Annotated in this window: 16 protein-coding genes; 10 read left to right on the forward strand and 6 right to left on the reverse strand. The window is 63.8% G+C overall.

The window, feature by feature from the left end:
• Positions 1–193 precede the first annotated feature (193 nt).
• The 6 genes from XH91_RS16410 to XH91_RS16435 all read left to right on the forward strand — a co-directional run bounded on the left by XH91_RS16410 (position 194) and on the right by XH91_RS16435 (position 10,858).
• Complete coding sequence (locus XH91_RS16410; protein WP_128951530.1) at positions 194–1,783, forward strand: ABC transporter substrate-binding protein; 1,590 nt, start codon at positions 194–196, stop codon at positions 1,781–1,783.
• Positions 1,784–1,843: 60 nt separating this feature from the next.
• Positions 1,844–2,767, forward strand: a complete 924-nt coding sequence (locus XH91_RS16415; protein ID WP_128954868.1) for an ABC transporter permease — start codon at positions 1,844–1,846, stop codon at positions 2,765–2,767.
• Entirely contained in the window at positions 2,764–3,585 is an 822-nt protein-coding gene (locus XH91_RS16420; protein ID WP_128951531.1) for an ABC transporter permease, read from the forward strand. Before XH91_RS16415 ends, XH91_RS16420 begins: the two co-directional genes overlap by 4 nt.
• Positions 3,582–4,562, forward strand: coding sequence for an ABC transporter ATP-binding protein (locus tag XH91_RS16425; RefSeq protein WP_128951532.1), 981 nt, complete (start codon positions 3,582–3,584; stop codon positions 4,560–4,562). The genes XH91_RS16420 and XH91_RS16425 overlap by 4 nt, the downstream gene beginning before the upstream one ends.
• The gene (locus tag XH91_RS16430) at positions 4,555–5,586 is read left to right on the forward strand and encodes an ABC transporter ATP-binding protein (RefSeq protein WP_128951533.1); all 1,032 of its coding nucleotides are present in this window, start codon (positions 4,555–4,557) and stop codon (positions 5,584–5,586) included. The genes XH91_RS16425 and XH91_RS16430 overlap by 8 nt, the downstream gene beginning before the upstream one ends.
• 289 nt (positions 5,587–5,875) lie before the next feature.
• The gene (locus XH91_RS16435) at positions 5,876–10,858 is read left to right on the forward strand and encodes an autotransporter domain-containing protein (RefSeq protein ID WP_128951534.1); all 4,983 of its coding nucleotides are present in this window, start codon (positions 5,876–5,878) and stop codon (positions 10,856–10,858) included.
• Between the two features lie 4 nt (positions 10,859–10,862).
• Here XH91_RS16435 and XH91_RS16440 read toward each other — a convergent pair whose 3' ends face one another.
• Both XH91_RS16440 and chrA read right to left on the reverse strand, forming a co-directional pair.
• On the reverse strand, positions 10,863–14,189 hold the full coding sequence (locus XH91_RS16440) for an adenylate/guanylate cyclase domain-containing protein (protein ID WP_128951535.1): 3,327 nt from the start codon (positions 14,187–14,189) through the stop codon (positions 10,863–10,865).
• A gap of 130 nt (positions 14,190–14,319) precedes the next feature.
• The gene (gene chrA, locus XH91_RS16445; RefSeq protein ID WP_245477339.1) at positions 14,320–15,552 is read right to left on the reverse strand and encodes a chromate efflux transporter; all 1,233 of its coding nucleotides are present in this window, start codon (positions 15,550–15,552) and stop codon (positions 14,320–14,322) included.
• A 340-nt stretch (positions 15,553–15,892) separates the two neighbouring features.
• Between chrA and XH91_RS16450 the strand changes: the two genes are divergently transcribed.
• The 4 genes from XH91_RS16450 to XH91_RS16465 all read left to right on the forward strand — a co-directional run bounded on the left by XH91_RS16450 (position 15,893) and on the right by XH91_RS16465 (position 20,443).
• Positions 15,893–16,540, forward strand: coding sequence for a helix-turn-helix transcriptional regulator (locus tag XH91_RS16450; protein WP_128951536.1), 648 nt, complete (start codon positions 15,893–15,895; stop codon positions 16,538–16,540).
• A 167-nt stretch (positions 16,541–16,707) separates the two neighbouring features.
• Positions 16,708–16,992 carry a circadian clock KaiB family protein gene (locus XH91_RS16455; RefSeq protein WP_128951537.1) on the forward strand — a complete coding sequence of 95 codons (285 nt, stop codon included), beginning with the start codon at positions 16,708–16,710 and terminating at the stop codon, positions 16,990–16,992.
• Positions 16,989–18,455 carry a circadian clock protein KaiC gene (gene kaiC, locus XH91_RS16460; RefSeq protein WP_128951538.1) on the forward strand — a complete coding sequence of 489 codons (1,467 nt, stop codon included), beginning with the start codon at positions 16,989–16,991 and terminating at the stop codon, positions 18,453–18,455. The genes XH91_RS16455 and kaiC overlap by 4 nt, the downstream gene beginning before the upstream one ends.
• Before the next feature lie 29 nt (positions 18,456–18,484).
• Complete coding sequence (locus tag XH91_RS16465) at positions 18,485–20,443, forward strand: response regulator (protein WP_164938296.1); 1,959 nt, start codon at positions 18,485–18,487, stop codon at positions 20,441–20,443.
• A gap of 231 nt (positions 20,444–20,674) precedes the next feature.
• Here XH91_RS16465 and XH91_RS16470 read toward each other — a convergent pair whose 3' ends face one another.
• The 4 genes from XH91_RS16470 to XH91_RS16485 form a co-directional block, all read right to left on the reverse strand.
• Positions 20,675–21,703 (reverse strand): ABC transporter permease, encoded by a 1,029-nt coding sequence (locus tag XH91_RS16470; protein ID WP_128951540.1) that lies wholly within the window; start codon positions 21,701–21,703, stop codon positions 20,675–20,677.
• 12 nt (positions 21,704–21,715) lie between these two features.
• A complete protein-coding gene (locus XH91_RS16475) occupies positions 21,716–23,215 on the reverse strand; it encodes a sugar ABC transporter ATP-binding protein (protein ID WP_128951541.1) in 1,500 nt (499 codons plus the stop codon).
• A gap of 23 nt (positions 23,216–23,238) precedes the next feature.
• A complete protein-coding gene (locus XH91_RS16480; protein ID WP_164934096.1) occupies positions 23,239–24,261 on the reverse strand; it encodes a sugar ABC transporter substrate-binding protein in 1,023 nt (340 codons plus the stop codon).
• Positions 24,262–24,399: 138 nt separating this feature from the next.
• A complete protein-coding gene (locus XH91_RS16485) occupies positions 24,400–24,804 on the reverse strand; it encodes a globin (protein WP_128951543.1) in 405 nt (134 codons plus the stop codon).
• Between the last annotated feature and the right edge of the window lie 444 nt (positions 24,805–25,248).

A 25,248-nucleotide genomic window follows, 5' to 3' on the forward strand; every position in this document is an offset into this window, starting at 1 on the left:
GCAGATCGATCTTTTCGATATCGGACACTTCGCTCGCCGCGCGATGACGCACCGCGTCATCAGGCGGCTCGCATTGTCGGGGCGTGCGAGCTGCGTCCAACCGGCATGGGTCGGCGCGAAAACGAAGCTTGCATTCGACGGGCGACGGATGATCAAATCCCTGATCGGAATACCTGCGTTGTAGGGGGACCACATGATGCTCAGGATGACTGCGATCGTCGCGGGTTTGGCGCTGGTGCTTGCCGGATCAGCGGAGGCCCAGACCCCACGCAGGGGCGGGACCATTCGCATGACCGCCCCTTACGGTTCGAGTTTCACCAGCCTCGACATTCACACCACCCAGCGCGCCCAGGACGAGATCTACGCCAAGGCGCTGCATCGCTCGCTCTACATCTGGGATTCCGCGGAAGGAAAGCCGGTTCCGGAACTCGCGAAGGAGGTGATCGTCTCCGGTGGTGGTCTCGTGCAGACCTTCAAGCTCCGCGACGACGCCTATTTCCACAATGGCCGCAAGATGACGGCTGACGACGTCATCTGGACTTTCAACCGCATCATGGACGGCACCAAGGCTTATCCTGGCGCGCGTTATGTCCGCATCATCGAAGGTGCGGCTGCGGTCGAGAAGGGGCAGGCCAAGGAGATCTCCGGCCTGAAGAAGATCGACGATTTCACCCTCGAGATGAAGCTGACCGAAAAGGTCGATCCAGGCTTTTATTTCTTCACCGCGCTGACCTCGATCTATCCTGCCGACGAGGCTGCCAAGGACAGCTTCATCCAGCATCCGATCGGTCTCGGGCCGTTCAAGTTCGTCGAGCACGTGCCCGGCTCGCGCATCGTCCTGGAGCGCTGGGACAAGTTCTACAAGCCCGGTAAGCCCTATGCCGACAAGATCGTCATCTCGATCATGGGCGAGGCAGCGGCGCGTGATGTCGCCTTCCGCAACAAGGAGATCGACACCTCGGTGCTCGGACCGGCGCAATATGTGGCCTACCAGACTGATCCCAACCTCAAGGGTACCCTCGTCGAGGTCGCCGAGGTCTTCACGCGCTACATGGGGATGAATCCCGCGTTCAAGCCGTTCGCCGACAAGCGCGTGCGGCAGGCGATCAACTATGCGATCGACAGCGACCTCATCATCAACAAGCTGGTGAAGGGCAAGGCCTATCGTGCCACCAGCTGGCTGCCGCTGACCTCGCCCGCCTACGACAAGACGATGAAGCCGTACCCTTACGATCCCGCCAAGGCCAAGCAGTTGCTCACGGAGGCCGGCTATCCCCAGGGCTTCGAATTCGAGTGGACTACCAGCCAGAACGAAAGCTGGGGCTTGCCGATCGTCTCCGCCGTCATCCCGATGCTGGACAAGGTCGGCATCAAGGTGAAGGTCAAGCAGGTCGAGACCGCCGTGCTGGCGGAGGTGGTGCGCACCGGCGACTACCAGGCCTTCATCTATTCCCAGCAGAGCGGACCGGATCCGCTGGCTGCACTCAAATGCTTCCACTCCTCGACGCCGCAGCCGGCCTGCAACTACATGAATTTCAGGAATCCCGAGTTTGACAAGATCCTTGACGAGGCCGGACAGACTGATGACGCCGCCAAGCGCACCCAATTGCTGCAAAAGGCCAATGCGTTCCTCTACGAGGAGGCGCCGGTCTGGTTCTTCAACTACAACAAGGCTGTCATGGCCGTGCAGCCCTGGCTCCACGGCATTCAGCAGAACCCGACCGAAATGACCCACCAGAACGTCGAGGACCTCTGGGTCGACGAGACCTCGCCTGCGAAGTGACACGCGTTCTCGTGCTCCTTCCATCGCGATTGAGCGATGGAAGGAGGGAAGAAAGTGCCGATGCTCTCCTTCCTGATCCGTCGTCTGCTGCAAACCATCCCGACCGTGCTGGCCGTCGTGCTGCTGGTCTTCGTGCTGTTCAGCGTGGTTCCCGGCAGCATCGCCTCGACCTTGAGCGACGACGTCGATCCCCAGGTCGAACTGCGCCTGAAGCAGCAACTCGGCCTCAACGATCCCGTCTATGTTCGCTTCGGCAACTATATCGGCAAGCTCGCGACCGGTGACTTCGGAACCTCGTTCCGGACCCGCGAGCCTGTCACCAGCATGATCGCCAAGCGGGCCTTGCCGACGCTGCAGCTCATCTTCACCGCCATGGCGTTTTCCGTCCTGCTCGGTGTGCCGCTCGGCTTCATTGCCGCATTGCGGCCGGGCGGTCTCGTCGACAGTGCGGCGATGATCGTCGCGGTGACGGGCCTGTCCATTGCCAAGTTCTGGCTGGGATTGGTGATCATGTATGTCTTTGCGCTGAAACTCGGCTGGCTGCCGAGTTTCGGCTATGGCGATGGTGGCCTGAAGTATCTGCTGTTGCCGGCCTTGACCCTCGGCGTCTCGCCGATGGCGCTGTTTGCCCGCACGACGCGTGCCGCGGTGCTCGAGATCATGACGGCCGATTTCGTTCGCACTGCACGCTCCAAGGGCATGAGCGAGACCAGAGTGGTGAAGTGGCATGTGATGCGCAACGCGCTCGTCATCATTCTCACCACCGTGGGTCTCCAGTTCGGCGGGCTGATGGGACAGGCGGTCGTCGTCGAAAAGCTGTTTTCCTGGCCGGGCATCGGCTCGTTGCTGGTCGACAGCGTCCTGCAGCGCGACGTTCCGGCGGTGCAGGGTTCCATTCTCGTGGTCGTGCTGGCCTTTCTCGCCATCAACTTGGTGGTCGATCTGCTCTACGGCGTGATCGATCCGAGGATCAGATACGCATGAAGCTGCGCGCCAATCTGATCATCGGTGGCACGTTGTTCGCGCTCGCGATCGTGGTCGGCGTGCTCGCCCCATGGCTGGCGCACACCGATCCCGTGATGGATGCCAACCTCATGAACGCGGAGGAGCCGCCGAGCTGGACCTGGTGGTTCGGCACCGACGACCAGGGCCGCGACATCTATTCCCGCGTCGTCTACGGCGCGCGCGTCTCGCTCACGGTCGGCATCGTCTCGCAGCTCATCAACAGCGTCATCGGCGTGGCGCTGGGCCTCAGCGCCGGCTATTGGGGCGGTTGGTGGGACGATGTCGTCAACGCCTTGACCAACGTCATGCTCGCGATCCCCTCGCTGATCTTTGCGCTCGCCATCATGGCGGTGCTTGGACCGGGCCTGACCAGTCTCCTGATCGCACTCGGCCTCACCAACTGGTCCTTCACCTGCCGGATCGCGCGCGCCTCGGCGCTGTCGCTGCGGAACCAGGGCTATGTGCAGGCCGCCACCGTGCTGGGCTATGGCGACCTGCGCATCATGATCACGCAGCTGCTGCCGAATATGCTGGGGCCGATCGTCGTCATCGGCACGCTGGGCATGGGCAGCGCGGTCCTGTCCGAGGCCGCCTTGTCGTTCCTCGGCCTCGGCGTCCGGCCGCCGTTTCCGAGCTGGGGCAGCATGCTGTCGGATGCCCGCGACCAGATCACCACGGCGCCGTGGCTCTCTCTGTTTCCAGGCCTCGCGATCTTCCTGACGGTGCTCGGCCTCAATCTGCTCGGCGACGGCCTGCGTGACGTCCTCGATCCCCAGTCGAGGAGCCGGCGGACATGACCGGCGCGCCGCTGATCGAGGTCGAGGATCTCCGCATCGATCTCCACGATGGATCGCGGCCTGTTGCCGCGGCTGAGGGCATCTCGTTCCGCATCGATCGCGGCGAGACTTTTGGTCTCGTCGGCGAATCCGGCTGCGGCAAGAGCATCACGGCGCTCGCCCTGATCGGCCTTTTGCGGCCGCCGCTGTCGATCGGCAGCGGCGTCATCCGGTTTGACGGGCGGGAAATCCAGCATCTGTCCGCCGCCGCGCAGCGCGATCTGCGCGGCAACCGGATCGCCATGATCTTCCAGGAGCCGATGACGGCGCTCAATCCGGTCTCGCCCGTCGGACGGCAGATCGCCGAGATGTTCGTGCTGCACAAGGGCAAGAGCTGGCGGGAGGCCAATAAGCTCGCGGTCGGGGCGCTGGCTGATGTTCGCGTGCCCGCGCCGGAGCGGCGCGTGAATGATTACCCGCATCAGCTCTCCGGCGGCATGCGCCAGCGTGTCATGATCGCCATCGCACTGGCCTGCGGCCCGGATCTGCTGATTGCGGACGAGCCCACAACCGCGCTCGACGTCACCGTGCAGGCCGAGATCATCGAGCTGATGCGCAATCTCTGCGCCGAGCGCGGGACGGCGATCCTGATGATCAGTCACGATCTCGGCCTCGTCGCCAACGTCTGCCGCCGTGTCGCCGTCATGTATGCCGGCCGCATCGTCGAGGAGCGCGGCTCCGCCGACATTTTTCGCAAGCCCTCGCATCCCTATACCCAGGGCCTGGTCGACTCGCTGCCGCGGCTCGGCAGTCGCGCGGCACTTGGCCGGAGCAGGCTCAAGGAGATCGCCGGCGTCGTTCCGGCGATCGCGAATTTCCCTGATGGCTGCCGGTTCAACCCGCGCTGCGCCCATGCGACCGATATTTGCAGGACCGTCGTGCCGACGGCGGATATCCTCGAGGCTGGCGGCTTGGTGAGGTGTCACCACCATGCATGAGCCGCAAGGGAAGTTGGACAGCAATCTCATTCTCAGTGTCGAGGATCTGGCGGTTCATTTTCCGCTCGGCGGAGGCCTGCTCAGCCGCAACCGGCGCCTGCTCCGGGCCGTCGACGGCGTCACCCTCAAGCTGAAGCGCGGCGAATGCCTTGGCCTCGTCGGCGAATCCGGCTCGGGCAAGTCGACGGTCGCCTTGTCGATCCTTGGCCTGCTGACGCCGACACGCGGCCGCATCGTGCTGGACGGGCAGGTCGTCACGGGCAGGCCATCAGGCGATCGCAAGGCGCTCGCCCGCATCGTGCAGATGGTCTTTCAGGATCCCTACGCCTCGCTCAATCCGCGCCAGACCGTGCGCCGGACGCTGGAAGATCCCCTGCGCGTGCACGGTGTGACCGCCAGAAGCGAGATCGAGGACCGCGTTGCGACCATGCTGCGGCATGTCGGCCTGCGGCCCGAACAGGCCGATCGCTACCCGCATGAATTCTCCGGCGGCCAGCGCCAGCGCATCGGCATCGCCCGCGCGCTGATCCTCAATCCCAGGATCGTCATCTGCGACGAGCCGGTCTCGGCGCTCGACGTCTCGATCCGGGCCCAGATCATCAATCTGCTGCTGGAATTGAAGGACACGCTCGGCCTGTCCTACATCATGATCAGCCACGACCTCGGCGTCGTCGAGCACATGAGCGACCGTGTCGCGGTGATGTATCTCGGCCGCATCGTCGAGAACGGCGGCTGGCGCGAGATCTTCGAGCGGCCGGCGCATCCCTATACGCGGGCGCTGATATCGGCGATCCCCGATCCCTTGCATCATGCGCCATTGGCGACGACCGGCGGCGATCTGCCCAACCCGCTCAACCCGCCGAACGGATGCGCCTTCAGCCCGCGTTGCCGCTACGCGGTTGACGTGTGCCGCCACGAGCCGGGGCCGGCGCTGGAGACGCGGCCCGATGGGCATGCGGTGAGGTGCTGGCGAGCTGAGGAGATTGCGGGGCGAATGGCGCTCGCCTCCACTGAGAGCGGATAGTCCTGGACACGTTGTCGTGATGCAATCATGCGAGTGCTGCCTGCGAAGGCGGCGTTTGCGACGCCTCGGCTTACATGGACCTTACGGATTGTTGCCGGAGCGCAACGATTGAAATGTGTTGTCGCGCGGTTCGCTCGACCAATCTGGACCGTCGGGTGCCGGCAACTTAGCTTCACCTCGTTCGTCTGGCTGACCGCAGAGGTTGAACGCGACGGACCACGTTCATGTCACCGTTGAGAACAGCGTCTAGCTTGTCTCGCGTGACGGACGGGTGGGCGAGGGGTGTGTGGTGCGTAAGCGTGGAGGCGTCAGGTCCACGGCGACGAGGCTGCGAGCCTGCGTGCTTGCGGCCCTGGCGTTTGCCCTCTCGCCTTCGCCCGCCGCCGCCCAATGGCTCGAGGCCGGCCCCTTCACCTCGACCAACACCGCGCAGACCCCCGGCGGCATCCTGAACAGCAATACGCTTGTCTACGGCATGCCGTCGCAAGGCGATCCCGTGTTCGGCGCCAGCAATGTCGTGCTCCAGAGCCCGACCGATCCCAGCACCTATTGGGTCGCGACCGTCTCTGGCGGCATCTGGAAGACCACCACCGGCGGCGCCAGCTGGACGGCCACGACCGACCATCAATCGACGCTCTCCATCGGCGCGATCACGATCGATGCCAGCGATCCCACCGGCAAGACGATGTATGCCGGCTCCGGCTATTACAGCGCCGGCGGCGTCAACTTTGCGCCGACCACCACACTGCTGAAATCGACCGACGGCGGCGCGACCTGGCAGACCTGGTCAACACCGAGCATTCAGGGCAAGTCTCTGGACAGCAGCGGCAATGCGACGGTCGATGCCGTTCCGCCGGCGATCAAGAACATCATCGCGATGGGCCAGATCATCCTGTTGGGGGTCGGCGGCCAGGAGTCGCGCGACGAGTTTGGAAACTTCGCCTCGGGCGGGCTGTTCCGCTCGACCGATGGCGGCCGCAACTTTTCGCAAGTAACGGGCTTCAATAGCGAGGTCACCAGCCTCATCAGCACGACCATTGGAAACCAGATCGTGCTGATCGCGGCCCAGGACGGCCAGGCCTATAAGCCTGCCGATCAGGTCATGTACAGCACCGACCAGGGCGCGACCTGGGGCGTGCTGTTGGCCCAGGGCACGCCGATCCTGTCGACCAACTCGCCCAATCCGGATCACCTCACATTCACAGGCACCAACCAGAACCTCAACATGAAGGTCGCTGTCGGAGCAGGTGGCTCCGTCTTCGTTGCGGTGGTCCAGACCGTCGGCAGCAAGGAGCAGGTCGGCCTGTTCTACACGCCGAGCTTCACGCCGGGCAGCGTGCCGACCTGGTATAATCTCGGCGAGCCCAAGTACAAGACGCCGAGCGGCGGCTGCAGGACCGGATGCTCGCTCGAGGACATGCAGCAAGGCGACCTGCATTTCGCGCTGGTCGCCGATCCCGTGCATCCCGGCGTCGCCTATGTCGCGGGCAGCGGCGTGGTCGATCCAAACATCTCCGGGTTGTCGACCGTCATCAACGAACTCGCGACGATGGTTCGGGTCAACTACGATCCGACCTCCCAGGTCGCCTCGTACACCCCGATCGTGTTCCCGACGGTAGGCGGCTCGCCGCATTCCGACACGCGTTCGCTCGTGATCAATTCACAGGGCAATTTGCTCACCACCGACGATGGCGGCGTTTACGTGCTGACCAATCCGTCGAGCGCCGCAGCCAGCTGGAGCGCGTTCGGCGGGTCGGCGGCCGGCGGCAACCCCATCCGCGCGATCGAAGCCTATCGTGCAGTCATGGATCCGCTGACTGGGCGCATCGGATATGCGGCGCAGGACAACGGCGCGGGGTTCTCGGCACCGAATGCGACGCTCTCGGCGCCCAACGTCAACGCGCCCGGGCAGAATGTGATTGGCGGCGACGGCTTCAGCGTCGCGGTCAACTACAAGACGGCGAACGGCATCTCGATCATGTACGCGACCGCCGACGACAGCCGGCTCGCGCGCGTCTTCGCCAACCAGAACCTGTCCGGGTCCAATCAGCCCACAATGCTCGACATCAATGTGGCCGGTACCCCGGGTAAAAACTATACCAATTACGAGGGCGGCTCCTTCGCCATCGTGACTGCGGTCAACAAGGAGGACCCCTCCAAGCTGCTGTTCCGGGGACGGCGGCTCTATACGTGGACCGATCCTGGCACCGCGCTGTCGGGTAGCATCGACGTCACTGACATCACCGGCAACGGCACCATCGGCAACGCCGCTTCGGGGGCCGATTTGTTCGACGCCAACCCCTGGACCGAGAAGATTGCCTACGGCACGCATAACGCGACGGATGCGATCCTGGCCGGTGGAACGCACAACGGATTTGGGGTGCTGTATCTGCGCACGCAGCAACAGGTCAATGCGGGCACCGTCAACGTCAGCTACGCCAACAACGCGCTGCTGTCATATGGCGGCTACAACCCGATCAACGTGCTGTTCGATCCGGCCAGCGAACACAGGTTTTTCGCAACCGACGCAAGCAGTGTCTGGGCGACCAACGATACCGGCGCGAGCTTCACCACGCTGACGATGCCGGCCAATTTCAGGAATCCGGCGGGCCTTGCCTATGTTGCCAATGACGACGGCACCCGCATCAACAACATCCGGGCGCTCGTGGTCGGCGGCGTCACCACCGATGGCGCGGTGGGCTCGGTCGTCGCGTCGGAGACGCCGTTCGCGGTCAATGCCAACTGGATGAATCTCGGGCCGAGCCTGCCGAATGCGGTGGTGTACGACCTCAATTATTACGCCGGCATCGACACCATGGTGGCCGCGACCTACGGCCGTGGCGTCTTCATCCTTTATGACGTCACGAGCTATTTTTCTGACGCCACCGAGCTCTGGTTCGGCAAGGCCAACAATGATTCCGCGCCCGAAGCCTCGCGCTTGACCGGAAGCCGCGCGCTGGAAAAGTTCGGCACGGGCACGCTGACATTGTCGGGCGCGCCGAGCTATTCGGGCGGCACGATCATCGACGCCGGCGTCGTCGCCATCACCACTGACGCCAATCTCGGCGCAGCACAGGGCGGCGTGACCTTCAACGGCGGCATGCTCCAGTTCAACGCGCCGCTCACCTCGGCGCGGTCGGTCGCGCTGAATGCCGACGGCACGTTCGATGCCGAGGCCGATACGACCTGGTCGGGCGCGATCTCCGGCGCGGGGGCGTTGAACAAGATCGGTCCGGGAACGCTGGCGCTGACCGGCAGCAACAGCTATCTCGGCGGCACCTTCATCCTTGGCGGTACGCTCGCCGTCGGCTTCGACCGTGCGCTCGGCGACCCCGCGGGCCAGATCGGCATCGACGCCGGCACGCTCAAGGCGACAGCTTCATTCTCGACGGCGCGCGTCGTGACATTCGGCACCGACGGCGGCACGGTCGATGTCGGAGCCAACACGCTGACGGCGTCGGGGCTCTGGGCCGCGCAAGGGCCGGTGACCAAGTTCGGGTCCGGCACGCTCGCGCTGGAAGACATGGGCGTTTTTCAGGGCGTCGCGGTCAATGCCGGCACGCTCCAGGTCGACGGCGCCATCAGCGGCGCATCGCTCCAGATCGCCGCCGGAGCCACGCTGATTGGGACCGGTCAGATCGCGGCCCCGACGACCGTCGCCGGTACATTGTCGCCGGGGGAAACGGGACCGGGGGTGCTCACCTTCACCGCGCCGCTGACGTTGACCTCGACAGCCGCGCTGCGCATTGCGATCGACGGCACCGGGACCGGTGGCGGACCCGGCACCTATTCGCAGATTGCGGTCAGCGGTGCAGCATTGACCCTCGGCGGCACGCTCTCACCCTTCTTCCGCGGCATCGGTGGCGGTGCCACCAACAGTTTTACGCCCGCGCTCGGCCAGCAATTCCTGATCGCGACGGCGGGGAGCGTGGCTGGCACATTTGCCGCCGTCGATCTGAGCGCAGCCGGGCTGCCGTCCTCGCTGCGGATGGACACGATCTACGGATCGACCTATGTCGACCTCGTCACGACCCCGTCGTCCTTCAGCACCCCTCCTGCCGGATCGGTGTGGAATGTCAACCAGCAGAGCGTGGCTGCAGCGCTCGACGCGCTGCGGCCGCAGGCGGGCACCGTCTCCTCGGACAGCGCCCTCCAGAACGCGATCAACGCACTGTACCTGCTGCCGCCTTCGCAGCTCGGATCTCTGCTCACGGGCCTCTCCGCGCAAAGCGAAGCCCGTGGCGTTGCAAACGCGTTCGACACGCTCGATGTATTTGCCACCGCGCTGCAGGATCATCTGATCGGCGGCCCGATAGGCGCGGGATTCAACAATCTCTCGCTCTCGGTGAGCGGTGAGGGGCGAAACTTCTATTCGGCCTATAACAGCATCGCGAGTCCGGGCAGCGGCCCGACCAGCTCGGTCCTCCAGGACGCGCGCGGTGAGGACGCGCGCAGCGCCATCGAGCCCAACCATTGGTGGAGCTCGGTCTATTATCAGAACAGCATCACCGACAGTTCCGCCGGGATCACCGGCGGCTCCGCGAATATCACGGGCTTCATCGCCGGCCTCGAGGGCGAGGTGAAGCCAGGACAATTGTTCGGCATCGCCGCCTCGTTTGCCCACACCGACGCCAGCGGCACCGATTCCGGCTCGGGCGATCATTACATCGTGGCAGCCTATGGCAGGCGCACCGCCGGACCGCTCCAGGCGGCGGCCTATGGCGGCCTTGCGGTCTCGACGATCGCGCTGCATCACGATTTCCAGACGGGATCGGGCATCGTCAACCAGACTGGCGGTGCCACCAGCCTGCTGGCCGGCGGCTCGATCGCCTACACCTTCCATGTGCGCGATTTCGACGTGTCGCCGATTGCCGCGCTGTCGTTCACGCACCTGCTGTTCGACGGCGCCGTCATGACCTCGCCACAGGGCTTTGCCCTCGACGTACCAAGGCAATGGACCGATCGCCTGCGCTTCACGCTGGGTCCGACGGTAACCCGCACGATCACCACCGATCGCGGCGTCAAGCTCACGGCCAGCGTCGCCGCCGGCTTCCTCTATCAGACCGCGCCGGTGACGGCATTGGACGCACTGGTGTTCACCGCGCCCACCCTGGGGCAGACCGCGCCGGCAGGCGGGGCGGGCGGCTTCGCCGACGTCGGCGTCTACGCCTCGCTCACCAACCGGCTGACCGGCTTCGTCCGCTGGCACGGCGAGGCGCGTGAGCACGCGCGCAGCAACCAGCTGTCTGGCGGTCTGAGCGTCACGTTCTGAACGATCAACCGTCCTTAGCAGCCGGATCTCCGGCGACATCGGCTTCGCCGGGCTGCCGCGATGACGGATACGAAGACGGAGCGCGCGTCCGCAGAGGCGAAACCGCAGCCAGGCTTTCGGCTGCCGCCAACTCGAATGATCTCGCTTTCTGCTGCTTCGCAACCGCAAGTGATCGCTCGAAATGAGCGCGCGCCTGCTGGACATCGAGTGGATCGAGCGCCAGCGCCACGTCCCCTGCAATGCAATATGCTTCGGCTTCCTGCCACCGCTCGCCGGTCTCGCGGATCCGTAGCAATGCCTCTTCGCTACACCGCTGCGCCTCCTCAAGCCGTCCAATCCGGGCGTAAGTCGCCCCCAAACTGCTGAGATACCACGGCGCATAGGCGGTCGCGCCGGTGGATCGCATGGCCGAAATCCCGGCCCCGATCATGTCGGCGGCTGCGTCATCCCGTCCCTCCAGCGCGAGCACGCGGCCGCTCAACAGCTTCCCATAAGCGTTCCAGAAGCGTGATCCCTTGTCGTCGGCGAGCTGCATGAGCTCGCGAGCGAGCTCGGCTGCGGAGTCGAGCTTGCCCATGTAAATCAACGTCAGCGACACATGCGCGAGCGCATACATCAGCGTGGCAGCGTGACCGAATTCGCGTGCCTCGCCAATCGCACGTTCCACATCGACCGTCGCAGCGTCGGCATGACCCAGCGACCACCGTGAAAAGGCGCGCCAAGCCAATGCGGAGACAAGAACGTCATGGCCAAACCGCATGGCCAGAGAGCGGTGCTCGGCGTGACGATACAGCCTCACTGCGCCGTCGAGTTCGGCGGAGCCGGCAGCCAGGTCGCCCGCGAGCACAAGAGAAATCCCCATCAGGAGGTGCCCGATCATGACAGGTGCGCCCGCCTGCCGCTGCGCGGCGAGGGCCTGGAATTGGGCGGCGAGCTCCCGCGTCACGTCGGCCTGGAACGACATGCGGCTTGCCACCCAGAAGCCGTAGAGCACCGAAAAGAGCAGAAGAGGATCGTCCGTCGTATCCCCGAGTTTCTCCGCATCATCGATGAACGCGCGCGCCTGGTCGAATGCCGCCCTTGTCTCGGGCGCAGCATGGCCTTTTGTGTGGATGAGGGCGTTGGCGAGCTCAATCTGCAGCGTGATTCGCTCACGCCGGAGCAACGGCGTCTCGGGAGAGCCGGCGATCAGGTTGAGTGCGCGCGCAAGCTGTTCGGCCGCTTCGACCAGCGCCGATCGCGATAGCGAGCGCCGCCCGGCCTTGCTCCAAAGCTTGGCCGCCTTTGCAAGCAGGCCGGCTTCGCTGTAATGCCGGGCCAGCACTTCCGGCTGGCCTTCGGCTATGTCGACGAAATCGATTTCAATGGTTTCGGCGAGCGCCGCGTGAAGGGCGCGACGCTTCTCACGCAGCAGCGTGCCGTAGGCCGCCTCCTGGACCAGCGCGTGATTGAAGACATAGTGCGCATTCTCTGGCTCGCCTTGACGAAACAGCAATCCCGCACCGACGAGACGGTCGAGTGCGAGGTTCAGTTCGGGCTCCCGCACCGGCACGATGGCAGCGAGCAGCGCATGGCTGAATTCGCGACCAATCGCGGCCGCGATTTGGGCAACCTCCTTGGCAGAACCGAGCCGGTCCAACCGCGCCATCAGGGATGCGTGAAGGGTGGCCGGCACCGAGCTTGTCGCCGCAGGGATCGTCCCGACGAGCCGCGTATCGGTGCTGGCCTCCAGCACGGCCTTGGTCATCTCCTGGACAAACAGAGGTATTCCATCGGCGCGATCGATGATCTCCTTGCGGATGTGAGCCGGAAGGCGGTGCTCTCCGATCACTTCATCGAGGAGAGCTTCGGTCTCGCGCACGTCAAACCGGGCGATCGTCATTGCTCTGATATGAGGGCGAGCGCCCCAGGCTGGTACAAACTCGGTCCGGAACGTCGCAACCAGCAGAACGGGAAGGGCGGCAATCGCCTCGATGAGTTGATCAAGCAGTTCGAGACTGGTCGGGTCGATCCAATGCAGGTCCTCGAAAAGTATGAGAACGGGATTGTCGCGCGCCTGGCTCTGGATATCGAGCAAGATCGCCTCGAGCATTCGTTGGCGGCGTTGCGCCGGCGTCATGCCGCCGGCGGGATAGCGGCCGTCATTGCCGAGTTGGAGCAGGTCGGCAATCGCGGCCCTGTGTGGGACAGGCGTCGATGAGCGACCGAGCGCCGTGTCAAGTTTGTCGAGGCGTGCCTTTTGGTCATCTTCGCGGGTAAAGTTCGCGCGCCGCTCGATCTGCTTGATGATCGGATAAAGCGCCGAATGGGTATGCTGCGGAGAGCAATAGTAGCGGAGCTGCGTAGGAGCATCCGCAGCGACCTGCTCCAGAATGGCAGCCACCAGGCGCGATTTGCCGATGCCCGCCTCGCCGGCAATGAGGACCACTTGTCCATCGCTCGTTCGAGCCGTTGACCAACTCTGCGCCAGCACCGCGCACTCGCGCTCGCGTCCGACGATGGCCCCTAATCCGCGACCATGCAGGGCGTCGAAACGGCCATCGATGGCATTGGAGCCTTGGACTGCCCAAGCCTCAACCGGTCCTGAGAGACCCTTGAGGTGTTGGGCTCCCAGACCCGTCATCAGAAACAGATCGCCCAGCAACCGTCGCGTCGCGTCCGCGATCACGACCATTCCGGGCCTTGCAACCGCCTGAAGGCGGGCCGCCAAGTTCGGCGTTTCGCCGACGACGCCGCGTTCCTGCGCCTCTCCGGAGCCGACGATGTCTCCGACAACGACGAGCCCGGTTGCGATCCCGACGCGCACTTCCAGTGGGGCAGGGGCTGCCGTATCGAGTTTTCTGACTGCGGCAACAAGGGCGAGTGCCGCCTGCACGGCGTGCTCTGCATCGTGCTCGTGCGCTCGCGGATAGCCGAAATACACCAGCACGCCGTCGCCCATATATTTTGCGACGAAGCCGCCGTTTTGTTCGACGACCGCTGCGCAGGCTTTGTGGTATGCGCCGATGATCTTGCGGAGGTCCTCCGGATCGAGCTGCGTCGACAAGGCTGTCGAACCGACGAGATCGCAGAACATCACCGTCAACTGGCGCCGTTCGGCGACGTCGGGCGCCGCCCCGGCCGAAATGGCGAGGGATGCGATGGTCTCGGAACCCTGCATCTCGCGAATGGCACGCAAAATCTTTTTGCGGTCGCCGAGGACGATTCCAAGCTCGCGGAGGTCCTGGTCGTTGAGATCCGGCAGGACGGAGATATCGATATGATTTTCCAGGAACCGCCGGGCATAAGCAGACATGCCCAGTTGCTCGAGCCACTCTTCGATTTGCTGCATTCAATCCTCGAACCCAGCGCAATCTGGCGTGGGGTCGCTGCGGGATCAAGCAGGAATAACGGCGTTGGGCGTGCCCGGCTACAGCAGGGTGCCGGAACGTCCGCTGTCGATATGCGCGCGGGATCTGACCTCAGATCAGGGCCATCGCAGTTCCGGCGGCCGCGCTGAAAGCGACGACGGCCAGCGGAGGGGCGCGCCAGGCGACCAGCAGGACGAACCCGACTAGGGCGATGCCGAAATCGCGCGGCGAATGCACGGTGGTTGTCCAGACCGGATTGTAGAGCGCTGCACCGAGCACGCCGACCACCGCGGCGTTGACCCCGCGCATCATGGCCTGAGCGCCGGCGCGCTTCCGGAACGAATCCCAGAACGGGAGCGCGCTCAGCAGGACCAGGATTCCCGGCAGGAAGATGCCGACGAGGCCGAGCGCGGCGCCAGCCACCCCGTGCGGTTCCGGAGAGACCACCGTGCCAAGGTAAGCCGCGAAGGTGAAGAGCGGACCCGGCACCGCCTGAGCGGCGCCGTAGCCGGCGAGAAAGGCATCGTCGGTCAACCAGCCCGGGGCGACGAAAGCTTCACGCAGGAGCGGGAGCACGACATGGCCGCCGCCGAACACGAGCGCGCCGGAGCGATAGAAGGCGTCGAACAGGGCGACGCCCGTGGAGCCGGTCAGGCCGCGCAGAACGGGAAGACCTGCCAGCAGGACAAAGAACACCCCGGCAGCAGTCAGCCCCACGGACCGTGACACCGGCATGTCCACGTGCCCGGACGACGCGGGCGCTTCGCTGCGGCACAGCCAAAGGCCGGCGAGCCCGCCGAGGACGATCGCGCCGATCTGGGCGAGCGAGGCCGTACTGAAGAGGATGATGAGCGCTGCCACCACTGCGATCGACGCGCGCTCGCGGTCCGGGCAGAGGTTGCGCGCCATGCCCCAGACGGCCTGCGCCACGATGGCGACCGCAGTGAGCTTCAGTCCATGCAGCAGGCCGGCGCCGACCGGTCCGCCCAGCGCGCCGGCGCCATAGGCGAACAGAACCAGGATCGCGGCAGACGGCAAGGTGAAGCCGGTCCAGGCGGCAAGCGCGCCGGGATAGCCCGCGCGCATCAGGCCGATCGAGAAGCCGACCTGGCTGCTGGCGGGACCGGGCAGGAACTGACACAGCCCGACCAGATCGGCATAGGCATGCTCGTCGATCCATTTTCGCCGCACCACGAACTCGTCGCGGAAGTAGCCGATATGGGCGATCGGGCCGCCGAAGCAGGTCAGACCCAGTTTGATGAAGATGCGCAGCACCTCCAGCGGCGAGCCGGCGAGGGATCGCGGATTGACGGAGATGTCGGTTGACGGATTGAGGTTGCTCACGAGCGATCGTTCCGATTCCGGTCCAAGTTTATTGAGCTTCGATGAATGATATCGGCGAGGCTGGGCGTCGTCTTGGTGGAAGGCAAGTTCACCAAGCCGGCGACCCGCGAGCATCCCTTCACGCACCATTGCCACATCCTCTAACATGCAGAGGCCGGCATGATGGGACAGTACATCTGCACGTGAGCGCGGCCCGAATTGATCAGGGTCAAAACCGGCGGTTCCGCGGATAGTCCTTAAGTACCAATAACTTGGTCACGCGGAACCAGATCGCCCTGTTCCACGTTGACAAGGCGACCCGATCAGAACCGACAATTCAGGCAAACACAGGGGGCCAGCGATGGACCAGGTGGTGAGCGACGATGCGCGTGAAAGCGGACAATTGGAGCAGGCCGTTTCTGCCGCGCGCGGTGGAATCATATTCGTTGATGTCGACGGCCAGGTGGTCGGAATGGACAGCACCGCCAAGCAAAGTCTCGACGGTGAAGTGAAGCAGCTCGATTTGCCGCTTCGCAACGAAGATGCGCGCGCCGTGGACTGTTTCGTGTCTGCCGAAACCGTGAACATCAGAGGTGTGCCAACTCCGGTTTGCGTGGTTCAGGAGCGCGAGCCCGCCGAGCGCGACTCTGCGATCGAAGCGGTGCTGGCAGATACGACGTCTTTTGCTCGCAGCATCATCGATCGGATCAAGACGCTGACGATCGCGCCGTCTCATACGACGGAGGAGGATCTGGACGGTATCACGGCGCGCGAGAAGGAGATCCTGGGGCTGATCTGCGAGGGCAGGAGCGATATCGAGATGAGCGACAGGCTCAACTTGTCGCAGAACACCGTACGCAATCATATTTCGTCGCTTTACCGAAAGATCGGTGTGCATCGGCGCGGCGCCGCAATCTTGTGGGCCAGGGAGCGCGGCATTACAGCAGAGATCCTGCGCAGCACGCGGCGAGAACGGCAGCCCAACGATAAGCGGACGCCGGCGCGATGAGGGACGTACTAGTCGCCTAGTAGTTCTAGCTCTCTTGCGCCGGGGAATTGCTTGTTGTTCCTTGTTCCGGCTCGTTGGATTCGCTGGGAGCATTCGTAGTCGAATACTGCAGCGCCGCGGGGCGCATCGCCATTGGGCGGGCGGTCAAAAGATGAGGCAATGTCTCCGTGGCCGCTCGCTTGCTCCGACTCTATGTCGCTGGAAATTCGGCCAGCTCTCGCCGGGCTCAGCAAAATCTTGAACGTCTACGCGTCTCGCTCGGCTCCCGGGGATGGGATGTCGAGACCGTTGACGTGCTCGAGCGCCCGGAGCTCGCCGAAAGCGCCCGAATTATCGCTACACCGACGCTCTCCTACGAAGATGGGGCTCGCACCCGGCGCATCGTCGGAGATCTCAGCGACACTGCGCGGGTTCTTGAATTTCTCGGGATCAACGAAAAGGACGAGGCATGACGGCTGAGGAAGTAGAGATCTCCGGCGTCCTGGAGCGGGTCAAGACCGGAGTCGAAGCCTTCGATGACCTCGTCATGGGTGGTTTGCCGCGGGCGCGTTCGACGGTGGTCGGCGGCACGCCCGGCAGCGGAAAGACGGTGTTCGCTACTCAGTTCTTGGCCCATGGCATTACGCATTTCGACGAGAATGGCGTGCTGGTCACGTTCGAAGAGCCACCCGCCGACATCGAGGCCAACATGAGTGGCTTCGGTTGGGACCTGGCAAAATGGAGGAAGGGCGGTCGCCTTGCGTTCGTCGACGCCAGCCCACCGCCAAACGACGAGCTTGTCATCGGAGACTTCGACCTTGCGGGGTTGCTGTCGCGAATTCAACATGCGGCCAAAAGCGTCAATGCCCAGCGGGTCGTGCTGGATTCGCTGACGCAATTGTTCGATCATTTCATCGGCGATCCGAAGATCCTGCGTCGAGAACTGTTTCATATCAGCACTGCGCTCAAGAAGTCCGGGCTGACCGTATTGATGACGGCAGAGCGGAATAGCGAGTACGGTGAGATCACGCGCCATCGTCTCGAGGAGTTCGTGGCGGACAACGTCGTGATTTTGCGAAACGTCCTCTACCGCGAAAAGCGCCGTCGCACGATCGAGGTTCTGAAGATGCGCGGCAGCCATCACGTCGAAGGCGAGGCGCCGTTCACGCTGCTCGGCGGCCGCGGCATGGTGGCAATCCCGCTATCGTCCCTTCGATTGGAGCAACATTCGAGCAACGTCCGCGTGACGAGCGGCAATTCCGATATCGATGAAATGTGCGGAGGAGGGTTCTTCCGGGACAGTGTCACGCTCGTGAGCGGAGCGACGGGTACGGGCAAGACGCTCCTCACGACCAATTTCGTCTCCGGCGGCGTCGAGGCCGGCGAGAAGGTTCTGATGTTCGGTTACGAGGAGAGCCGCGGCCAGCTCTTCCGCAACGCCAGCGGCTGGGGGGCGGATTTCGCCCGCATGGAGGCCGAAGGCCGGCTGAAGGTCGTCAGCCTTTACCCTGAAGCGCAGGGATTGCCCGATCATCTGCTGACCATCCAGGGAATGGTCGATGAATTCAAGCCCAACCGCATTGCGGTGGACAGCCTCTCGGCGCTGGAGCGTATCGCTCCGGAGACCGGTTTCCGCGAGTTCCTGATCAGCCTGACTTCATTCATCAAGAAAAGAGAGATCGCAGGCCTATGCACCGCCACGAGCAAGTCGCTGCTCGGTGGCGAGAGCGCGAGCGAGCAGCATATCTCCACGATGACCGACTCCATTATCCTGCTGCGCTACATCCAGGAGCAGGAGATCATGCATCGCGGCTTGATGGTGCTGAAGATGCGCGGCAGCGAGCATGCCAAGGAGATCCGGCGATTTTCCATCGATGGTTCGGGTATGCATTTGGGCGAGCCGTTCAAGGAAGCCCCGAACGTATTCCGAGAATGAGATCCGAACGAGCGGCAGCTGGAATTCGCATGACGGACAACGAGAGCGGCTCGAAGGTCGAGCAGTCGGACTTTCAGTTCCTGATCGAAAAGAATGCGGACGGAATCATCGTCGTGGATGAGGCCGGGCTCGTGCTGTTCGCCAATCCGGCGGCGGAACGCCTGTTCGGCCAGCGGTCCAGCGATCTCATCGGCTCTCCGATCGGGCTTCCGATCGTTGTCGACGAGATGAGCGAGATTGCAATCCACCAGCCGGGAGGCGGATTGGTGGATGCGGAGATCCGCACGGTGGAAACCATCTGGGACGGTCGTCCCGCCCGTCTTGCCAGCGTGCGCGATGTTTCCGAGCGTCGGGCCATGGAAGATCGCACGCGGCACGCGGCCAAGATGGAGGCGATCGGGCGCCTGACCGCAGGCATCGCGCACGACTTCAACAATCTGCTGGCCGTGGTCTTGGGCAATCTGGAGAGCGCAACGCGCCGTATCGACCGGGAACGCAGCGAACTGGGCTCCTTGCTCGACAATGCCACGCGCGGCGCGCAACAGGCCGTGCTCCTGACCAGCAAGCTGCTCGCTTTTGCCAGGCGTAAACCCCTCGAATTTCGTCTCGTCGATCTGTCCGACCTGCTCGCCAGCATGTCGGATTTGCTCCAGCGTACGTTCGACGAGAGGATTGCCGTGCGCGCGGATATTCCGAGCGGGCTTTGGGCCGTGGAGGTCGACCCGACGGAACTCGAGGCGGCGATCCTCAATCTGGCGGTCAATGCGCGCGATGCGATGCCTGATGGCGGCGAGCTCGTGATCACGACGGAGAACGTCGATTTTGCATGTGATGACGCTGAAGAGGACGGCGGCAAGGCAGGGCCTCACGTCAGGATCTCGGTCTCGGATAGCGGAGAAGGCATGACGGCTGACGTCCTGAACCGGGTCTTGGAGCCGTTCTTTACGACCAAGGGCGATGGGCGAGGGACCGGTCTCGGGTTGAGCCAGGTTTACGGCTTTGCCAAACAGAGCGGGGGTCATCTCAGGCTTCGCAGTGAACCCAATGCCGGGACCAGGATCGATATCTATCTGCCCAAGGCGACAAGTTCGGATCAGATGTCTGCGCCGGCCGAGCCCAGATCCGAACTCACGATCCCGCGGGCGCGCGGCGGCGAAACGATCCTCGCCGTTGAAGACGACGAGGATGTCCGCGCCATCACCGTGGGTAATCTGCGGGAGCTCGGCTACACCGTCGTCGAGGCCGCTGACGCAGATGCGGCGCTCCGCTTTCTGCAGAGACAGGAGACGTTCGATCTCCTGTTCACGGATCTCGGCCTTCCCGGCAGCATCAACGGCAAGATGCTGGCGGATCGCGCGCGGGCTCTGCATCCGGAATTGAAGGTCTTGATCACAACGGCCTACGCCGGCGACGTCTTGATCCGCGAAGGGCGGCTCGATCCGCAAATCGAGCTGCTCAGCAAGCCGTTTTCTTTCGCTGCACTTGGCAACCGGATTCGCGGATTGCTCGACAGCGGGCGTTCAGGGCCGGGCCGTGTCCTTCTGGTCGAAGACGAGTTTCTCTTGAACTTGCTCGTCACGGACATGCTTGCGGAGGCCGGATTCTCGGTGGATGCGGCGGCGAGCTTCGGGGAAGCCGCGACCAAGGCGCATTCAGGAATCGACGATCTGGTCGGAGCCGTCGTTGATCTCGGGCTTCCGGACAGGCCCGGAGACGAGCTGGTCACGGAATTGCGCGCCTTGTATCCCGACCTTCCCGTCGTGTTGGCGACCGGCTACGCGGACGAGGATGTCAGAAGCCGCTTCTCGGTGGCAAAGGGCGTGCAGCTGCTGACAAAGCCGTTCGACCTCGAGGGGCTGAAGGCTGCCCTCTGCCGGGCAGGCGTCAGGATTGTCCTTCCCATGCAAGACGTTCAGGCTCGACCCGGTCAAGTCGCGGCACCCGTTCGCCAGGGCAGGGCAGCCGGATCTTCGGGCACCACGGCGTGAGCCGAGCAACAGCCTCAAATCCGGGCCGGCCCATTCCAGGAGTTTGACCGACTTGGAGGAGGCTCGATCCCGGCGCGCCATCAGCGGGGATGCCATGATGACATCCTACCCCTGTTTTGCCCGACGCGTCAAACGAAATTGCGGAAATAGCGCATTTTCGCTCGTGCCGGAATTCCCCAATGATTTGTACTGTGCATGGGGTTGTTTTCGCGGTTTTGTTTCGAGGGGCGATCACTCCGCCGTTTTTTCTCTCAGCCGCTGCGCATAGACGTTGATCACCAGCGCCGCCAGCAGGATCAGGCCGCGGATCAGGATCTTCAGAAAGCTGTCGATGTTGACGTGGTCGAGGCCGTTGTTGAGCACGCCGAGCACGAACAGTCCCACGATGGTGTTGCCGATGCCGCCGCGGCCACCGAACAGGCTGGTGCCGCCGACGACGACGGCGGCGATGGAGTCCAGCAGATAGGTGTCGAACTCGTTCTGCTGCGCGCTGCCGAAATGGGCAACGCCGAGCATGCCGCCGATGCCGGAGCAGACCGCGGAGATGATCATCACGGCACCCAGGATGAGCTTGACGTTGAGGCCGGAATATTCGGCCGCCTCGCGGTTGCCGCCGACCATGTAGACGTAGCGGCCGAAGCGCGTGTAGGTCAGCACCAGGTGCCCGGCGAGCAGCATGATGGCGGCGACGATGACGATCCAGGGGACGCCGCCGATCGAGCCGGAGCCGAGCGTGCTGATGAGGTTCGGGACCTTGTAGGCGATCTGCCCGCGTACCAGCAGGGCCGAGATGCCGGCCGCGATCTGCATCATGGCGAGCGTCATGATGAAGGAGGGGATGCCGATCACCGTCAGCCCCAGCGCATTGACGAGGCCGAGAGCCGCGCAGAGCAGAAGCGACAGGATGATCGCGATCGCGCCGGGCAGCGGGATGTTGGCGATGTTGACGTAGGACTCCTGCAGCGTGAAGTAGGCGACGGCGATGCCGGTGACGTTGGCGATGCTGGCGATGGAGAGGTCGATCTCGGCGCAGAGAATCACGAAGGTAAGGCCGACGGCGATGATGCCCGTGACCGACACCTGCGTCAGGATATTGCCGAGGTTGTCGATGGTCGCGAAGGAGGGGCTGGCGAAGGCGAAGAAGGCGGACAGGAAGATCAGCGTCAGGAACGGCGCGATGTTGCGCATCTGCGAGCGCAGGAAGGTCGCAACGCCCCGCGGGCGCGGGCTTGCTGCTGGTGCCGTCTCACTGCTCGCCATGGTGCTTCTCCGTCACGCCGCTTCCAGCAGGCGGTCCTTGCTGACCGGCTCGTTCTTGAATTCCCGCACCAGGGCGCCGCGCTTGAGCACCAGGATGCGGTCCGCCAGCGACAACACCGTTTCCGGCTCGGTCGACAGTACGATGATCGCGAGCCCCCTGGCGCGAAGGTCGCGGACGATGTTGATGACGTCGTTCTTGGCGCCGACATCCATGCCGCGCGTCGGCTCGCACAGCACCAGGAGCTTGGGCGGATAGGTCAGCCATTTTGCCAGCGCGACCTTCTGCTGGTTGCCGCCGGAGAGCATGCCGAGATCGAGCCCGACCACCGGCGGCCTGATCTGCAGTTGCTCGACCTGGCGCTGGGCGATGACGCGCTCCTGTGCCGGCTTGAGCAATAGCGACGAGATGCGATCGAGGATGCTGATCGAGATGTTCTTGTAGACCGGCTCCTGGTGAAACAGCATGGCGCGCCGGCTCTCCGGCACCAGCGCCACGCCCGCGCGCCGTGCCGCCGCCGTGCTGGCGAAGGTCTTCGGCCGGCCCTCGACTACAAGCGTGCCGGCATCGGGCTTCAGCTTGCCGAACAGGATGCGCGACAGCTCCTGCTGGCCGCAGCCCATGAAGCCGTAGATGCCGAGCACCTCGCCGGCGCGGGCCTCGAAGGAGACGTCCTTGAGGCTGCGCGCCAGCGACAGCTGGTCGACCTTCAGCACGACGGAGCTGTCGCTCGGTCTCGGCAGCATCAGATCGTCGGTGTAGCTGTGCTCGAGCGCTTCGCCGCCGCGACCGATCATGGCCTCGATCAGCGCGCCCTTGGTGGTGGCGGTGCTTGCCGTCTCCGCGACCTTCCGCCCGTTGCGGAAGACGGTGACCGTGTCGGAGACGCGAAGAATGTCCTCGATGAAATGCGAGATGAAGACGATGGCGGTGCCTTCCTCACGCAGCCGCCGCAGCGTCGTAAACAGCCGCTCGACCTCGGGCGGCGAGAGAGCGGAGGTCGGCTCGTCCAGGATGACGATGCGGGCGCCCGAAAACAGCACGCGGGCGATCTCGATCAGCTGCTGCAACCCGATCGGCAGGTCGCCGAGCCTCGACATCGGATCGACATCGATGCCGAAGCGGGCGAGCTGCTCGCCGGCCTCGCGCGCCATCCGCCGCCATTGCACGAGGCCAAGGCGGTTGGTCGGCTGGTTGCCGAGGAAGACGTTCTCCGCGACCGTGAGATCGGGCGCGACCGAGAGCTCCTGATGCACCATGGCGATGCCGGCGGCGTGCGCGTCGCGCGCCGAGCGGAAATGGGTCTCCTGGCCGTCGATCAGGAAGCGGCCGGAAAATTCGGTGTGCACGCCGGCGATGATCTTCATCAGCGTGCTTTTTCCTGCGCCGTTCTCGCCGACGAGACCGTGGATCTCGCCGGGGAGAAGCGCGAAGTCGACACCACGAAGCGCTTCGACGCCGCCGAAGCTCTTCGTGATGCCCTGCAGTTCCAGGATGGGACGTCCCTCAGACATGCAAGCTCAGGTCTTGGAGGATTTCAGATCAGGAAGTGATCTTCCATCCACTGCATGCCGGCGGCATTGGCCTTGGTCACAACAGGGCCGTCGGTGACGACGTTCTTGGGGATGCCCTGGCCGCTCTTCTCACCGCCAGCAACCGCCGCAACACCCGCGACGATCGCGCCGCCGTGGATGCGGCAGGACGGATTGCGGACGGTTGCGAACATCCGGCCCTCGCTCACCGCCTGGATCGCCGGCGGCATCGCGTCGACACCTCCGATCAGGATGTTGGTGCGGTTGTGCGCCTTCATGATGTTGGCGGCCGCCAGCGCCATGTCGTCATTGTGGAAGAAGGCCGCGTCGATCTGCGGGTACTTGGTCAGATAGGTTTCCCAGAGCCGCGCGGTCTTGGAGACGTCCCAATCGGCCGGCTGGGTGTCGAGCACCTCGATCCCGGGGAATTGCTTCACGACCGAGTTGAAGCCTTTGGCACGACCCTGTGCGCCGGTGTGGCCGAGCGCTCCTTGCGTCATGATGATCTTGCCCTTGCCGCCCATCGCATTGCACAGCGCCTGCGTCACCGAGGCGCCCATGAACTCGTTGTCGGGGGCGAGGAAGGAGTGAACGTTGATCTGGTCGAGCGGCGCAATCAGTGTATCCATGTCGATGACGGGCGTGCCGGCGTCGATCATCTTCTGCACGGGCTGGGTCAGCGTGCCGATGCCGAACGCCTGGATCGCGACGAAATCCCATTTCTGCGAGGCCATGTTGTCGATCGCGGCGCGTTGCTTCACGGCATCGAGCTGACCGTCGAACCAGGTGACTTCGACATTGAACAGTTTGCCCCAGAATTCCGCGGCCTGCTTGCCCTGCGCGCACCAGGTCGCCTGGAGGCCCGCGTTGGAGAACGCCGCCTTCAGCGGCTTCTCGCTTCGTCCCATTTCGGCTGCCAATGCTGGGTTTATGCCCATGCTGCCGAGGATGGCAGTCGCGGCGCCGGCGGTCGCAGCCGCCTGAAGAAGATCGCGCCTCGTCGTCGAGAAATCTTTCGTCCCGGACATCGCTCGCTCCCATATACTTTGTCGTCGGCGCGTCATTGGTTGCGCTACCGATCCGGAAAGTGTCTCACAAGAAATGATGCCACTCAATGCGCAATCAATGGTGAGATTGTCACGGCTGCGTTGGTGCAGCGCAAAGCGTTACGCTGCGCTGCCTGCGAAGTCCTGGATCTCCACGAGGAAGGTGTCCCACGCTTGAGCAATGTTCGGCGACCATGCATCGTCGAGCAGCTCGCGCAACGTATCCCGGATCACGCCGAAGAAGGCGATGAACAGCTCGCGCGGCGTGCCATAGGCGGCATGCGAGGCGGCTTCGCAGGCGATCAGCCTGAAATGGCCACTGCGCTCGCCTGCGAAATCGAGGATCGCCTCGATCGTCAACGCGAGCATCGATCCCATCACGAACTCGCTCCCCTGTGTGCGGAACATTGTCCGCGTCTCAGGATGCTCATCGAAAAGCCGTCGGTAGACGAGGGGAGCCAGGTCCGTGCGACGCAAGGCTGCGAGCTCAAAGCTCCGTTCGATCGGATTGGGGGAGGCATCCATCGTCACATCAGCCGCGCAGATAAAAAAAGAGCGGGGCCCTAGCCCCGCTCAAAAATTGTGTCGACCCTATTATCCCCGATTCTAAGATTTGATCTTGATTGACGGGGCGACGCTGCGTTTTGCGCGCCAGGGGCTCCTCCCGAGACTTGGACCACCAGACTTCAACCTCACGGCCAGCCTGAGCGAGGGGGATGCTAGATCAACTTTTCTCACTTGTCATCATTTTCAGCAACGATTGTTCAAAATTCGAGCAGTTGACGAAACGATCGGGCTGTTGACGTGGTAAGTATATGACAAATATAAGAATTCTGTGGATATGGCGGGTGATGCAGCTGCCTTAAATGCCAGACACGGCCCGAAAGGAGGGAGCCGTTCGAAGACATTTTTCGAGAAACTTGCGCGGCCCCAACAAGGCTGGCGATGCGATCTCGACTCTGGCCAGAT

The organism is Bradyrhizobium guangzhouense, from assembly GCF_004114955.1.
Classification (GTDB): domain Bacteria; phylum Pseudomonadota; class Alphaproteobacteria; order Rhizobiales; family Xanthobacteraceae; genus Bradyrhizobium; species Bradyrhizobium guangzhouense.

Excerpts from the sequence above, each read along its gene's own strand:
- XH91_RS16410 (WP_128951530.1), top strand. The coding sequence starts at position 194 with ATGATGCTCAGGATGACTGCGATCGTCGCGGGTTTGGCGCTGGTGCTT.
- XH91_RS16415 (WP_128954868.1), top strand. The coding sequence starts at position 1,844 with ATGCTCTCCTTCCTGATCCGTCGTCTGCTGCAAACCATCCCGACCGTG.
- XH91_RS16420 (WP_128951531.1), top strand. The coding sequence starts at position 2,764 with ATGAAGCTGCGCGCCAATCTGATCATCGGTGGCACGTTGTTCGCGCTC.
- XH91_RS16425 (WP_128951532.1), top strand. The coding sequence starts at position 3,582 with ATGACCGGCGCGCCGCTGATCGAGGTCGAGGATCTCCGCATCGATCTC.
- XH91_RS16430 (WP_128951533.1), top strand. The coding sequence starts at position 4,555 with ATGCATGAGCCGCAAGGGAAGTTGGACAGCAATCTCATTCTCAGTGTC.
- XH91_RS16440 (WP_128951535.1), bottom strand. The coding sequence starts at position 14,189 with ATGCAGCAAATCGAAGAGTGGCTCGAGCAACTGGGCATGTCTGCTTAT.
- XH91_RS16450 (WP_128951536.1), top strand. The coding sequence starts at position 15,893 with ATGGACCAGGTGGTGAGCGACGATGCGCGTGAAAGCGGACAATTGGAG.
- kaiC (WP_128951538.1), top strand. The coding sequence starts at position 16,989 with ATGACGGCTGAGGAAGTAGAGATCTCCGGCGTCCTGGAGCGGGTCAAG.
- XH91_RS16465 (WP_164938296.1), top strand. The coding sequence starts at position 18,485 with ATGACGGACAACGAGAGCGGCTCGAAGGTCGAGCAGTCGGACTTTCAG.
- XH91_RS16470 (WP_128951540.1), bottom strand. The coding sequence starts at position 21,703 with ATGGCGAGCAGTGAGACGGCACCAGCAGCAAGCCCGCGCCCGCGGGGC.
- XH91_RS16475 (WP_128951541.1), bottom strand. The coding sequence starts at position 23,215 with ATGTCTGAGGGACGTCCCATCCTGGAACTGCAGGGCATCACGAAGAGC.
- XH91_RS16480 (WP_164934096.1), bottom strand. The coding sequence starts at position 24,261 with ATGTCCGGGACGAAAGATTTCTCGACGACGAGGCGCGATCTTCTTCAG.
- XH91_RS16485 (WP_128951543.1), bottom strand. The coding sequence starts at position 24,804 with ATGGATGCCTCCCCCAATCCGATCGAACGGAGCTTTGAGCTCGCAGCC.